The following is a 12,042-nucleotide window of genomic DNA, read 5'->3' on the forward strand; positions in this document are numbered from 1 at the left end:
GGGCCGCCGCTCGGCCGCCGCCGGGCTCCGAAAGGTTCCACCTGGGCGGTACTTCTCGCGGCCGGGCGCTCCGGCCCGCCGCCGGCCACCGCTCGACCGCCATCACTGCCCCCGCGGCCGCGACCGACCGGTCCGGCCCGGGCCCGCCGTCGCCTTGCCTCGCACCGGGAAACCCACCACAGTGGGACGGGACACACCGATGCCGGGGAGCCGCCCCGGGAGAGATCGTTGAGGAGACCCGCACCGATGACCGAACACCGCCAGCCGGCAGGGGACCCGTCGCAGGCCCCGATGACGAACCGCCAGGGACATCCGGTCTACGACAACCAGAACACACGCACCATCGGCTCGCGCGGACCGGCCACCCTCGAGAACTACCACTTCCTCGAGAAGATGAGCCACTTCGACCGCGAGCGGGTGCCCGAGCGCGTCGTGCACGCCCGCGGCACCACCGCCTACGGGCACTTCGAGTCCTACGGCCGGTGGGGCGACGAGCCGATCTCGCGGTACACCCGCGCCAAGCTCTTCCAGGAGGAGGGCAAGCGCACCGACCTGGCGATCCGCTTCTCCACCGTCGCGGGCGGCCGCGACTCCTCGGAGATGGCCCGCGACCCGCGCGGCTTCGCCATCAAGTTCTACACCGAGGACGGCAACTGGGACCTGGTCGGCAACAACCTCGGCATCTTCTTCGTCCGCGATGCGATGAAGTTCCCCGACTTCATCCACTCGCAGAAGCCGGACCCCGTCACCAACCAGGCCTCGGTGCCCAACCGCGCCTTCGACTTCTTCAGCCAGTCCCCCGAGGCGCTGCACATGGTGACCGTGCTGTTCAGCCCGCGCGGGATCCCCGCCAGCTACCGCACGCAGCAGGGCTTCGGCGTGAACACCTACAAGTGGGTCAACGCCGCCGGTGAGAGCGTGCTGGTGAAGTACCACTGGATGCCCAAGCAGGGCGTGGCCTCGCTGACCCAGGCGGACGCCGACGCGATCCAGGCCCAGGACCTCGGCCACCACACCAAGGACCTCTACGACGCGATCGCCCGCGGCGACTACCCCGAGTGGGAGCTGCTGGTCCAGGTCATGAGCGACGACGAGCACGCCGAGCTCGACTTCGACCCGCTGGACGACACCAAGGTCTGGCCCGAGGAGCTCTTCGAGCCCAAGCCCGTGGGCCGCATGGTGCTCGACCGCGCCCCCGAGAACTTCTTCGCCGAGAGCGAGCAGATCGCCTTCGGCACCGGCGTGCTGGTGGACGGCCTGGACTTCTCCGACGACAAGATGCTCACCGGGCGGACGTTCTCCTACTCCGACACCCAGCGCCACCGGGTGGGCCCGAACTACCTGCAGCTGCCGGTCAACCAGCCCAAGGCGCGGGTGGCGACCAACCAGCGCGACGGCCAGATGACGTACCACGTGGACACCGCCCCGGGGCAGAACCCGAGCGTCAACTACGAGCCGAGCATCACCGGCGGTCTGCGGGAGACGGAGCGGGACTCCGCCTACCACGCCTCCGTCGGTCCGGAGGTCACCGGGCGGCTGACCCGCTCGCCGATCGAGCGCTCCAACGACTACAAGCAGGCCGGGGAGCGCTACCACCTGCAGGAGGACTGGGAGCGCGACGAGCTGGTCGCGAACCTGGTCGACAAGCTCTCCCAGTGCGACCGCCCGATCCAGGAGCGCATGGTCTGGCACTTCTACATGGCCGACGACGAGTACGGCCGACGGGTCGGCGACGGCCTGGGCATCTCCGTCGAGGACGTCAAGCACCTCGAGCCGCTGGTGACGCAGCGGCTGACGGAGGAGGAGCAGGAGCGGCTGCGCAACCTAGGCCATAACGGTCCCCGCAACGTCGAGGGCCTGACCATGACCCACTGCGTCCCGAACCGGCGCGGCCTGGTCGACGAGCCGGCGGTCGTCTGACCGGCGCCTGAGGCGGCGGCCCGGGGACGATCCGCGCGATCGTCCCCGGGGCCGCTCCTCCACCCTCGACACCCGTGCCTCCGAAGCACTTTCCATCGCGGCAAGCAATAGGTAGTCTTTCCGTCATGGAAAACTACCTCGGCGCCGTCGGCGCCCCCGACCCGGACGACCGCCGTGACCGGTCCGCGGGCCGGCTCACCGCCGACGAGGCCCGCGCCGCGCTCACGGATCTCGACACCGACGGCGCCCGCCTCGCCCAGCGGATGGTGACGCCGTGGTGGTACCACCCTGCCCTGGGGGTGATCGTCGCCATGGTCGTCGCCGCCCAGGCTCTTCGCGGCAGCGCCTCCGCCATCGTCGTGGCGCTGGCCGTGATCGGCATCCCCGCACTTCTCGCCGCGTACCGGCGCCGCTACGGGGTCTCCACCACCAGCCCCGTCGGCCCCCGCAGCCGGCGCCTGCTGCTGACCATGCTCGGGATCCTGCTGCTGGCCATGGCCGCCGGGGTGGTGGTCAAGCTCAGCGGCAGCTCGCCCGAGTGGGTGCTGGTCCCGGCCGCCCTGGCCGGGGTCGCGACCGTCCTGCTGGGCCGCCGCTACGACGACGCCCTGCGCGGCGAGGTCGCCCGCTCGGCGAGCGCGCTGCCGTGAGCGGCTCCCCCGCCCCGGCCTTCCACGAGGTCATCCACGCCCCGGTGCGCCTGCGCATCTGCGGCCTGCTGCGCCCCGTCGACGAGCTCGAGTTCGCGGTGCTCCGCGACGCCCTCGAGCTGAAGGACGCGAACCTCTCCAAGAACCTCAAGGTGCTCGCCGAGGCGGGTCTGGTCCGGATCCGCAAGGAGGGCTCCCCGGCGCGGTCCGATGCGCGCCGGCTCACCTGGGTGGCGCTGACCTCCGCCGGGCGTGCGGACTTCGAGGCGCACCTGGCGGCCCTGCGCAGCATCGCCGCCGGTGAGGTGGTGGCGAGATGACCACCGACCCCACCGGCCGCCTCGCGGGCGAGCGCACCGACTACCTGTCCGGGTCGCTGGCCGACGACGCCCCCGCGGATCCGCTGGCCCTGTTCGACGTCTGGCTGGGCGAGGCCTTCGCCCGGCGCAGCGAGCACGGCGACCTGCCGGAGCCGTCGGCCGCGGTGCTCTCGACCGTGGCGCTCGGCGCCGACGGGACGCCGCGCCCCCGCTCCCGCACCGTGCTGCTGAAGGGCCACGATGCGCGCGGCGTCGTCGTGTACACCAACTACGACTCGGCCAAGGGTCGGGAGCTGGCCGCGCTCCCGCACGCCGCGCTGTTGCTGCCCTGGTACCCCCTGCAGCGGCAGGTGCGGATCGAGGGCGCGGTGGAGCAGGTCCCCGCCGCCGAGTCGGACGCCTACTGGGCGCAGCGACCGCGCGGCTCCCAGCTGGGCGCCTGGGCCTCCTGCCAGTCCCATGGGATCGGCTCCCGCGAGGCGCTCGAGGAGCAGTACGCCGCCGCCGAGCAGCGCTTCGCGGGCGGTGAGGTGCCGCGGCCGGAGTTCTGGGGCGGGCTGCGGCTGCGTCCTCGGCGGATGGAGTTCTGGCAGGGGCGCGCGCACCGCGTCCACGACCGCATCCTCTACGAACGGGCGGCCGACGGCGGCTGGGGTCGACGGCGCCTGCAGCCCTGAGCAGCCCGCTCAGCCCAGGTGCCGCAGGAACCTCTGCGGCGCGTCCAGGAAGCTGCGCCAGGTGCGCACCAGCTCGAGGTCGTCGTACTCGGCGCGGCGCAGCCCCCAGGGGCCGACCTCGTACAGCTCGGCGCCCGGCAGCGCCGCGAGCACCGGGGAATGGGTGGACAGCACCAGCTGGGAGCCGCCCGCGACGAGGTCGCGCAGCAGTCCCAGCAGGGCCAGGCAGCCTGGCAGGGACAGCGCCGACTCGGGCTCGTCCAGCAGCCAGAGCCCGCGGATCCGGGAGCGCTCGGCGACGATCTCGAGGAACGACTCGCCGTGGCTGCGCTCGTGCATCACCCCGCCCACGCCGATCTCCTCGTAGTAGGTGAACAGGGAGTGCATGGTCTCGGCCCGCAGGAAGAAGCCGGACTTCGCGGCGCCCGCCCCGCGCACCAGCTGCAGGTGCTGCGCGAGCGGCGACTCGGTGACGCGGGTGGAGTGCATCGCTCCGGTGCCGCCGCCCTCCGGGTTCAGCCCGTACGCGCCCGCGATCGCCTCCACGATCGTCGACTTGCCGGCACCGTTGTCGCCGGTCAGCACCGTGACCTGGCCGAGCTCCCAGCCGTCGCGGAGGATCTGGCGCACCGGCGGCAGGGTCGCGGGCCAGGCGGTCGGATCGGCCGGCGCGAGACGGTGCTCGTGCACCGCGCGCAGCGGGAGCAGCGGGCCCGCGAAGGCCCCGCCCCCGACCTCGTCCCCGTCCCCGTCCCCGTCCCCGTCCCCGTCCGCGAGGTTGGTCCAGGGGTCGGCGGGCGGGAATCCGGGGATGGTCATGGGCCCAGGGTGCCCGCCCGCACCGACAGATGCCACTCGCCGGGCGGCGGGGCTAGGCTCGGAGCCCCCGGCAGGGCGCCGCGCCCCTGGCCGCAGACCCGTACCCGAGGCGGAGCCATGGACCCTCAGAGATCCCGCATGCCGCTGGTGCTCGGCATCGTCGGCTCCCTGGCCTGCCTGGGGCTGGTGACGGTCCTGGTGGTCGGCGGGCTGGTCCTGCTGGTGGTGACTTCCGACGTCGAGCGCGCGCCCCGGGTCGCCTCCCCCGTCGCGACCACCGCCGCGAGCCCGACCGAGCCCGGCACGGATCCGCCCGGCAGCGCTCCGCCCAGTCCCGCTCCGTCCAGACCCGCGCCGAGCAGCTCCCCACCGACCGCCCCCGCCCTGACCGCCGATGGCCCGACCGCGCCGACGGCCGCACCGGCGGACGTCGTCCCTCCTCCCGGCGTCGCCGCCGACCAGCCCTACCTCCAGCTCAGCACCAGCGACGACGGTCCGGTGGTCGACGTGTACGTCGACTTCCTCTGCCCGCACTGCCGGACCTTCCGGGACGTCCAGGGCGACGACCTCATCCAGATGGCGCTGGATCGCCAGATCACCCTGCGGATGCGCCCCCGGGCGATGCTCGATGACGTGTCCGATCCGGTCGGCTACTCGGGACGGGCCGCGCACGCCGCGGTCTGCGCCTACGCGGAGAACCCGGAGAAGTGGTTCCCGGCCGAGATCACGCTGTTCGAGAACCAGCCCGGCCCCGAGGGCCTCACCGACGCGGAGCTGGTGGACCTCGTCGGCACCGCCGCCGAGATCGACATCTCCGCCTGCCAGGCCGAGGGCACCTACCGGGCCTGGATCCAGCAGGTCGCCGAACCCCACGCGCGACAGACCACGCCCGGCACCCCGACGGTGATCATCGACGGCGAGACCTTCTCCGGGGACCTCACCCGGGCGGGGTCGGTGAAGGCCGCGGTCGAGGCGGTCTGAGCCCGGGTGACCACCCGGCGACGCGACGGCGAACTCCTGAGGTCGGCTCGGGGCCCGGCGGTCCCCCGGCCCCCGGTCCGCCCTACGGTGGCCCCATGCAGCCCGAGACCAGGCATCGTCCCGTCGGCCTCTCCCCCGACGCCGGGTGGGAGCTCGGCGTCCGTCGCACCGTCCCCGCGCCGCCGCAGGAGGTGTGGCGCCGACTGCTGGCCGAATGGCTCCCGCAGTGGCTGGGCGTCGAGTCGGTCCCGCAGATGGTCGGCGCGCCGCTGCGTCAGCACGGTCGCGTCCGCGGCCGCCTGGTCGGCTGTCACGTCGGCCGGCGTCTGCGCATGCGCTGGACACCGGAGACCCTCGACCACGAGACCGTCTTCCAGGTCACCCTGCAGGAGAGCGCCGAGGGCACGGTGATCGGGATCCACCAGGAGCGGCTGCTGGGCGCAGCCGAGCGGCAGGGGCTGCTCGAGCACTGGACCGCGGTCCTCGACGACCTGGTCGCCGGCCTCTAACGGGAGACCGTGGTCGGCCTGGACCTGCCGGGCTGAGGGATTGCTGGGCTGAGGGGCTGCCGGGCCGAGGGGCGCTCAGGCTCCCGTGGAGGCGTGCTCGATCGCTGCCTCCCCCTCGTCGATGGCGGCCTGGTCGCGCAGCACCTCGATCCGGGCCACGTCGATGTCCACCCCGCCGCTGATCCCGGCGACGTCGCCGTCGAAGCGCAGCTGCCACACCGCCCAGTCCTCCTGCTCGGGCCGCTCGCCCGCGGAGAACAGCCAGTCCGGGCGGGGGCCGGCCACGGGCAGCCCGTAGTGGTCGCGCCACTCCACCGAGGAGTAGATGACCAGCCGGCGGCCCCATTCCCGTTCGACCGCGGCGGTGAAGGCGTCGATCTCCGCCTGGGCGCGGGCCGCCTCGGGGCGCTCCTCGCAGGCGCCGTCGAACTCGAGGTCCAGCGCCGGGGGCAGCGCCGAGTCGTCCGGCGGGGCGGCCGCGAGGAAGTCCGCGGCCTGGTCGGCGCCGGGCGAGCACAGCGTGAAGTAGTGATAGGCGCCCGGGGTGATCCCGGCGGCGCGGGCGCCGTCCCAGTTGCGCCGGAAGCTGCTGTCGACGAAACCGGAGCCCTCGGTCGCCTTGACGTAGGCGAAGACCACGCCGTCACCCGCGACCTGCGCCCAGTCGATCTCGCCCTGGTGGCTGGAGACGTCGATGCCCATGACCTCGTCCGCGGCCAGTTCGATGCCCTCCGGCAGGTTCGCGAGCACGGCGGCGTCGGCGGAGGTGGCCTCGACGATCATGGCCGCGTCGTCGGCCCGGAAGGGCTCGCCCGCGGAGGCGTCGCTGCCGTTCCCGCCGCGCAGCGCGCCGAGCAGGGTGACCGTGCAGCCGCCGATCACCAGCACCAGGAGCAGGACGAGCGCCCCGGCGACGAGCTGTCGTCGCCGGACCTGTTCGGGGGTGAAGCGGGGCACAGGCAGGACGCTACCCGAGCACCGTCATGATCTGCGTGATGACCTGCCGGAACGGGACGATCCACCGCTAGGCGACGCCGAGGACCCGCCCTCCGGTGCCGGTCAGCGGGCGAACAGGGTCGCGAAGGCGCGCAGCAGCTTCGGGGGCTCGTCGGCGCTCTGACTGCGCAGGGCCGCGAAGATGCCCTCCATCTCGTCCGGCGAGAAGTACCCGTGGTCGCGGTAGACCCGGGCCCGCTCGATGATCGAGGGGACGTCCAGCTCGGGATGGAACTGGGTGGCGTACTGGCGGGTGCCGACGCGGAACATCTGCACCGGCGCGAACCGGCCGGTGGCCAGCAGCGTCGCATGCTCGGGCAGGGTGTGGACGGCTTCCTTGTGCCCCACCAGCCCGGTGAAGCGGTCACCCAGGCCGGCGGTCGCGACCAGCGGGTCCTCCCGGCCGGCGGGGGTGAGCTCGACCTCGACCGCCCCCAGCGGCTCACCGTGGGTGCGGTCGATGACGGCGCCCTGATGGGTGCCGAGGGTGCCGATGCCGTAGCAGGCGCCGAGGAAGGGGACGTCCTCCGCCACCACCCGGTCGAGGACGCGGAAGATCTCCGCCTCGGCGCGGATCTGCGCCTCGGACTTCGTCTCCGCCGGATCGGAGACGGTGAAGGGGCTGCCGCACAGGATGATCCCCGAGATGTCCTCGGCGCGGAGCTCGGGGAACGGCTCGCGGTCCAGGCGCACCCAGAGCAGATCCTCCTCGGCGAGGCCGGTGAAGGCGAGCACGGCGGCGCGCTCGGTGAGGGCGACGTCGTCCTCGGGGCGGGTGGCGATCTGCACGAACGGTTTCACGCATGAATGCTAGCGGCCCGGCCGGGGAGCGCCGACCCGTACCCTGCACAGATGCTGATCGCCGGTCATCCCCTGCCGCCGCTGCTGGCCCAGTCCGCCGACCCGGGCCTGCGGGCCTGGCGCGCCGGTCTGCCGGGGATCGTGGAGGAGCTGCTGCGGCGGTGGTCGCTGACGGCCTCGGCGCCGTTCCTGCCCGGCGGATCCTCCGCCTGGGTGGCGCCGGTGACGGGGCCCGACGGGGCCGATCTGGTGCTGAAGGTGGCCTGGGCCCATGAGGAGTCGCGGGACGAGGCGGCCGGGATGGTGGCGTGGCAGGGCCACGGCGCCGCCGCGGTGCTGCGCCACGAGGTGCGCGGACAGACCGCGGCCCTGCTGCTGGAGCGGGTGCGACCGGGCACTCCGCTCGCCCAGCTGCTGACCTGGCCGGAGCGGGACGAGGTGGTCGCGCACCTGGCCCGTCGGCTCTGGCGCCGGCCCGAGGAGCTGCTGCCGACCACGGAGGCCGCGCCGTTCCGCCCGCTGCGCCAGATGTGCGCGTGGTGGGCCGACGGTGCGCAGGAGCGCTCCGCCACCGGCGCCGACCCGCTCCCCCACGACCTGGTCGAGCACGGACTGGAGCTGCTGCGCTGCCTGCCCGCGCAGTGGGACGGCGAACCGGTGCTGCTGGCCACGGATCTGCATCCGGGCAATGTGCTCGCTCGCGGCGACGGCGGGCAGCGCCGCTGGGTGCTGATCGATCCCAAGCCGTACGTCGGCGACCCCCACTACGACCTGCTCCAGCACATGCTCAACGATCCGGGGCGTCTGGTGGAGCAGCCCGGTCCCTTCGCCGACCAGATGGCCGGGCTGGCCGGGCTGGACCCCTCGCGGATGCGGCGCTGGCTGCTGGCCCGCTGCGTCCAGGAGGCGGGAGAGATGCCGGGGGCGGCGCAGGCGGCGCTGCGGCTGGCGGCCGACGGGGTGCGGTGAGCGGTGGGACGGTATCGCTCGAGCACTCGCGCCCCGGCGGGTCCGCGGCGTCCTGACCCGCCCCCTCGCCCTGCCGCTCCTCCCGCGGCGGGCGGGGCCACACCAGCGGGGTCGGCGCGCTGATCCGGGTGGTGCCCGCGCGACCGGTCCACGCCACCCGGTGGCCGGGGTGCGCGGGGTCGTCGATGCGCTCGACGCTCGCGGTGTCGATCTCCTTCTGATTGCAGTGACCGCAGAGCTCGCTGCCGTTGTCCAGGCTCGTCGGGCCGCCCCGGGAGTGCGGGGTGATGTGGTCGGTCTGCCGGGAGGCGGCGTTGCAGAACGGTCCGCGACAGGAGCTGTCCCGCCAGGTCAGGAACCGCTTCATGGCGGGTGGGAAGGCTCGGGCCCGCGACTCCATCGCCACCAGCTCCCCGGCGACGGGGTGGGTGTAGAGGCGACGGATCTCCGCCCGGACGGCGCGCCCCTCCGCGCCGAAGGGATCGCGGTCACCCGCCTGCGGCGCGGTGGTGACGGCGCGCAGCTGCTCGCGGACCGCTTCCGCGGGCACGGGGCCGTAGCCCTCGACATGGGCGACGTCGCCGGCGTCGGGACGGAAGAGGGCCCGGTCGGTGATGATCAGCCCGAGGTCGAGCGTCACCGGGGCCCGGTCCGTCCCGCGTCCGAGGACGGCGTCGGTGAAGGCGTCGACCATGAGCGCCCCGTGGCCCTGCCTATCGCCCTGCGCGCGGCGGCGTTCGGCCTCGAGGGAGAACCGCTTGTGGGCCAGGCGCGCCTCGATCGCGGGCATCCGCGCGCTCAGCGTGGCCATGCCGTGCTGGCCGGGGGTGAGGGTGAGGTGGCGTTCGCGGCGGGCCCGACGGTGGCGCAGGGCGGCGCCCTCGGGGGCCAGCTCGCCCGCCAGGGTCGCCACCGCATCCCGCCAGCGCCGGGTGCCCGCACCCCCCATGTCCGGCAGTCGTTCGCCGAGCCTCCGGTCGACCTCCCGGGCGAGATCGGGATCCAGGACCGAGGCGGCGTCGGCGACGGCATGGGCGGCGTCGAGCCCGATCACCCCCGCCCCGAGCGCGCCCATCATGCTCGGGAGGGAGTCGACCAGGCGCCGGGCGGAGGCGAAGGTGCGCTCGGCGTTGCGCGGCGAGCGCTGGGTGATGAGGGACAGGTCGCGCCGGGTGGCGCGGTCCGCCCGCTCATGGGCCGCGTCCCTCGACGGCTCGGCGCCGTGCTCGTGCGCGGCGCGGTCACGGGCGGCCGCGTACTGCTCCCGGCGCGTGACGTCCGCGAGCGTCACCACCGTGCGGGCCTCCACCGACTCCAGCGCGCCGCGCAGCGCATGGACGGTGCGCAGCTGATGGGCGAAGGTGCCGCGGGCGAACCCGGCGGTCTCGTACACGCCCTGCGGGTCCAGGGCCACCTCCCGCACCATGGCCGCCACCGCGCCGAGCAGGTCGCTGAACACCTCCGGCCCGCCCGCGCGGAGAGCAGCCACGGCCGCCGACGGGGAGAATTCCCCGTCGGGGCCGTAGAACTCCGGTGCCATGAACATGCCTCCATGGTTCCGCCGGGCACCCGCAAGGACCAGCGGTCCTCCGCGCATGGGGATCGACGGGCACTGTGGAGGAACCGTCCGCGCGGGCCGACGCGAACGACGCTGCCGGACGGCGGGTCCGCCGCCGCCCCTGGCCCTTCCTGCTCCGCATCCCTAGGGTGAGGGCACGGCCGCAGACCGTCGCGACCCGCCCGGGTCGCTCGTCGGCCCGACCTGGAGGTTGTCTTGGAACCGCGCCCGCCCCTGCCCCCGTTCACCCGCGAGTCCGCCCTGAAGAAGGTGCAGGCCGCCGAGGACGCCTGGAACACCTGCGATCCCGAACGGGTCGCGCAGGCCTACACGGTCGACACCCGGTGGCGGAACCGCTCCGAGCACCTCAGCGGGCGCGAGGAGGTCGTCGCCTTCCTGACCCGCAAGTGGGAGCGCGAGCAGCAGTACCGGCTGCGGAAGAACCTGTGGGCGGTCGACGGTCACCGCATCGCGGTGCGCTTCCAGTACGAGTGGCGCGACGCCGACGGTCAGTGGTGGCGCTCCTACGGCAACGAGAACTGGGAGTTCGACGACGACGGCTACATGGCGCGCCGGGAGGCGAGCATCAACGACGTCGCGATCGACGAGTCCGAGCTGCGGATCACCCCCGGCGCGGGCGACCTGCCGGTGTTCTGACCGGCACCCTGGACCCTGGACCCGCTGCCCGGGGTCCAGGGTCCAGGGTCCGGGGTCCGGGGTCCGGGGTCCGGAGGACACAATGGGGCCATGACGACTCTCTCCGACTTCACCGCGACCACCATCTCCGGGCAGGACCAGCCGCTGGCCGAGCACGCCGGCTCCGTCGTGCTGGTGGTCAACACCGCCAGCAGGTGCGGGCTGACCCCGCAGTACGAGGGTCTGCAGGCGCTCCACGAGCGCTATGGGGCGCAGGGGCTCGACGTCCTCGGCTTCCCCTGCGACCAGTTCATGCACCAGGAGCCGGGCACCGAGGCGGAGATCTCGGAGTTCTGCCAGGTCAACTACGGCGTCCAGTTCCCGATGTTCGCGAAGGTCGACATCAACGGGGAGGACGCGCACCCGCTGTTTAGCTGGCTGACCGGCGCGCACGGCGACATCCCCGCCGGGGACATCGAGTGGAACTTCGGCAAGTTCCTGCTGGGCCGCGACGGCACGGTGCTGAAGCGCTACGCGCCGCAGGTCGAGCCCGCGCAGCTCGCCGACGACATCGAGCAGGCGCTGGCCGCCGGGAGCTGACCCACCCGCGCCTGAGCCGCGGCGGCGAGGGGTCCTGACGGCGTCCCGTTCACGACCGCCGACCCCGCAGCGCGCGGATCCCGCGCACCAGGAGGATGAGCCCGGCCGCGTCGAGGGCGAACCGGATCACGGCCAGCGCGGTCTCGAGCACCTCCATGACCCGCGCGGCCGCGATCATCGGCGCAGGCAGCATCGCGGGGTCGCCGGTGACCTCGAGGGACAGGGCCATCCCGCCCAGCGCGGAGGCCAGCAGCAGCGCCGCGCCGAGCCGCAGCGCGCCCCGGCCGCGCACTACCACCAGGATCGACAGCACCAGTGCCGCCAGCGCGAGCGCGACGCCCGCGAGGACGAGGACCGACACCGCCACGGCGAGCACCACCGTGCCGGCCGAGTCGACCGCGACATCGATCGTCCTGGGCGCGAGCAGCCCCAGCGCCGCCCCCACCAGATGGCCGATCAGCAGCAGCGTCACGATGATCGCCAGCGTGGTCGCGAGCCGCAGCGGGGGCTCGGCGCCGGACCGAGCCGGCGGATCGAGCGTCGATCGCTCGGCGGGCCGCCGCCCGCCCGCTGCGGCGCTTCCCGCGCCCTGGTTCGCGTTCATCG

General features: G+C 73.8%; 13 protein-coding genes and 1 pseudogene. 9 read left to right on the forward strand and 5 right to left on the reverse strand.

Annotated elements, in window-relative coordinates; translation table 11 throughout:
- Nucleotides 1-246: 246 nt before the first annotated feature.
- The 4 genes from ACOJUI_RS16040 (at nt 247) to pdxH (ending at nt 3,567) form a co-directional block, all read left to right on the forward strand.
- The gene (locus tag ACOJUI_RS16040; protein WP_422115927.1) at nt 247-1,920 is read left to right on the forward strand and encodes a catalase; all 1,674 of its coding nucleotides are present in this window, start codon (nt 247-249) and stop codon (nt 1,918-1,920) included.
- A gap of 125 nt (nt 1,921-2,045) precedes the next feature.
- The gene (locus ACOJUI_RS16045) at nt 2,046-2,570 is read left to right on the forward strand and encodes a hypothetical protein (RefSeq protein ID WP_422115928.1); all 525 of its coding nucleotides are present in this window, start codon (nt 2,046-2,048) and stop codon (nt 2,568-2,570) included.
- On the forward strand, nt 2,567-2,890 hold the full coding sequence (locus ACOJUI_RS16050; protein ID WP_422115929.1) for a transcriptional regulator: 324 nt from the start codon (nt 2,567-2,569) through the stop codon (nt 2,888-2,890). The genes ACOJUI_RS16045 and ACOJUI_RS16050 overlap by 4 nt, the downstream gene beginning before the upstream one ends.
- Nucleotides 2,887-3,567: a pyridoxamine 5'-phosphate oxidase gene (gene pdxH / locus ACOJUI_RS16055; protein ID WP_422115930.1), complete on the forward strand. Its 681-nt coding sequence runs from the start codon at nt 2,887-2,889 to the stop codon at nt 3,565-3,567. Before ACOJUI_RS16050 ends, pdxH begins: the two co-directional genes overlap by 4 nt.
- Before the next feature lie 9 nt (nt 3,568-3,576).
- On the opposite strand, the gene ACOJUI_RS16060 is transcribed toward pdxH, so the two are convergent.
- Complete coding sequence (locus ACOJUI_RS16060) at nt 3,577-4,386, reverse strand: AAA family ATPase (protein ID WP_422115931.1); 810 nt, start codon at nt 4,384-4,386, stop codon at nt 3,577-3,579.
- Between the two features lie 117 nt (nt 4,387-4,503).
- Here ACOJUI_RS16060 and ACOJUI_RS16065 point away from each other — a divergent pair, with 117 nt between their 5' ends.
- Both ACOJUI_RS16065 and ACOJUI_RS16070 read left to right on the forward strand, forming a co-directional pair.
- The gene (locus ACOJUI_RS16065; protein ID WP_422115932.1) at nt 4,504-5,367 is read left to right on the forward strand and encodes a DsbA family protein; all 864 of its coding nucleotides are present in this window, start codon (nt 4,504-4,506) and stop codon (nt 5,365-5,367) included.
- A 95-nt stretch (nt 5,368-5,462) separates the two neighbouring features.
- Nucleotides 5,463-5,876, forward strand: coding sequence for an SRPBCC family protein (locus tag ACOJUI_RS16070; RefSeq protein WP_422115933.1), 414 nt, complete (start codon nt 5,463-5,465; stop codon nt 5,874-5,876).
- A 75-nt stretch (nt 5,877-5,951) separates the two neighbouring features.
- On the opposite strand, the gene ACOJUI_RS16075 is transcribed toward ACOJUI_RS16070, so the two are convergent.
- Both ACOJUI_RS16075 and ACOJUI_RS16080 read right to left on the reverse strand, forming a co-directional pair.
- On the reverse strand, nt 5,952-6,833 hold the full coding sequence (locus tag ACOJUI_RS16075) for a GH25 family lysozyme (RefSeq protein ID WP_422115934.1): 882 nt from the start codon (nt 6,831-6,833) through the stop codon (nt 5,952-5,954).
- Nucleotides 6,834-6,935: 102 nt separating this feature from the next.
- Nucleotides 6,936-7,673, reverse strand: a complete 738-nt coding sequence (locus tag ACOJUI_RS16080; RefSeq protein WP_422115935.1) for a glutamine amidotransferase — start codon at nt 7,671-7,673, stop codon at nt 6,936-6,938.
- 51 nt (nt 7,674-7,724) lie between these two features.
- Between ACOJUI_RS16080 and ACOJUI_RS16085 the strand changes: the two genes are divergently transcribed.
- Nucleotides 7,725-8,642 (forward strand): aminoglycoside phosphotransferase family protein, encoded by a 918-nt coding sequence (locus ACOJUI_RS16085; RefSeq protein WP_422115936.1) that lies wholly within the window; start codon nt 7,725-7,727, stop codon nt 8,640-8,642.
- Between the two features lie 259 nt (nt 8,643-8,901).
- On the opposite strand, the pseudogene ACOJUI_RS16090 reads toward ACOJUI_RS16085, so the two are convergent.
- Nucleotides 8,902-10,239, reverse strand: a pseudogene (locus ACOJUI_RS16090) (HNH endonuclease); the annotation flags it as partial.
- 177 nt (nt 10,240-10,416) lie between these two features.
- Here ACOJUI_RS16090 and ACOJUI_RS16095 point away from each other — a divergent pair.
- Complete coding sequence (locus ACOJUI_RS16095) at nt 10,417-10,857, forward strand: DUF1348 family protein (RefSeq protein WP_422115937.1); 441 nt, start codon at nt 10,417-10,419, stop codon at nt 10,855-10,857.
- 90 nt (nt 10,858-10,947) lie between these two features.
- Nucleotides 10,948-11,436: a glutathione peroxidase gene (locus ACOJUI_RS16100; RefSeq protein WP_422115938.1), complete on the forward strand. Its 489-nt coding sequence runs from the start codon at nt 10,948-10,950 to the stop codon at nt 11,434-11,436.
- A 49-nt stretch (nt 11,437-11,485) separates the two neighbouring features.
- Here ACOJUI_RS16100 and ACOJUI_RS16105 read toward each other — a convergent pair whose 3' ends face one another.
- Nucleotides 11,486-12,040 (reverse strand): hypothetical protein, encoded by a 555-nt coding sequence (locus ACOJUI_RS16105; protein ID WP_422115939.1) that lies wholly within the window; start codon nt 12,038-12,040, stop codon nt 11,486-11,488.
- Nucleotides 12,041-12,042: the final 2 nt, after the last annotated feature.

This window comes from Brachybacterium sp. UNK5269 (assembly GCF_049266655.1).
Classification (GTDB): domain Bacteria; phylum Actinomycetota; class Actinomycetes; order Actinomycetales; family Dermabacteraceae; genus Brachybacterium.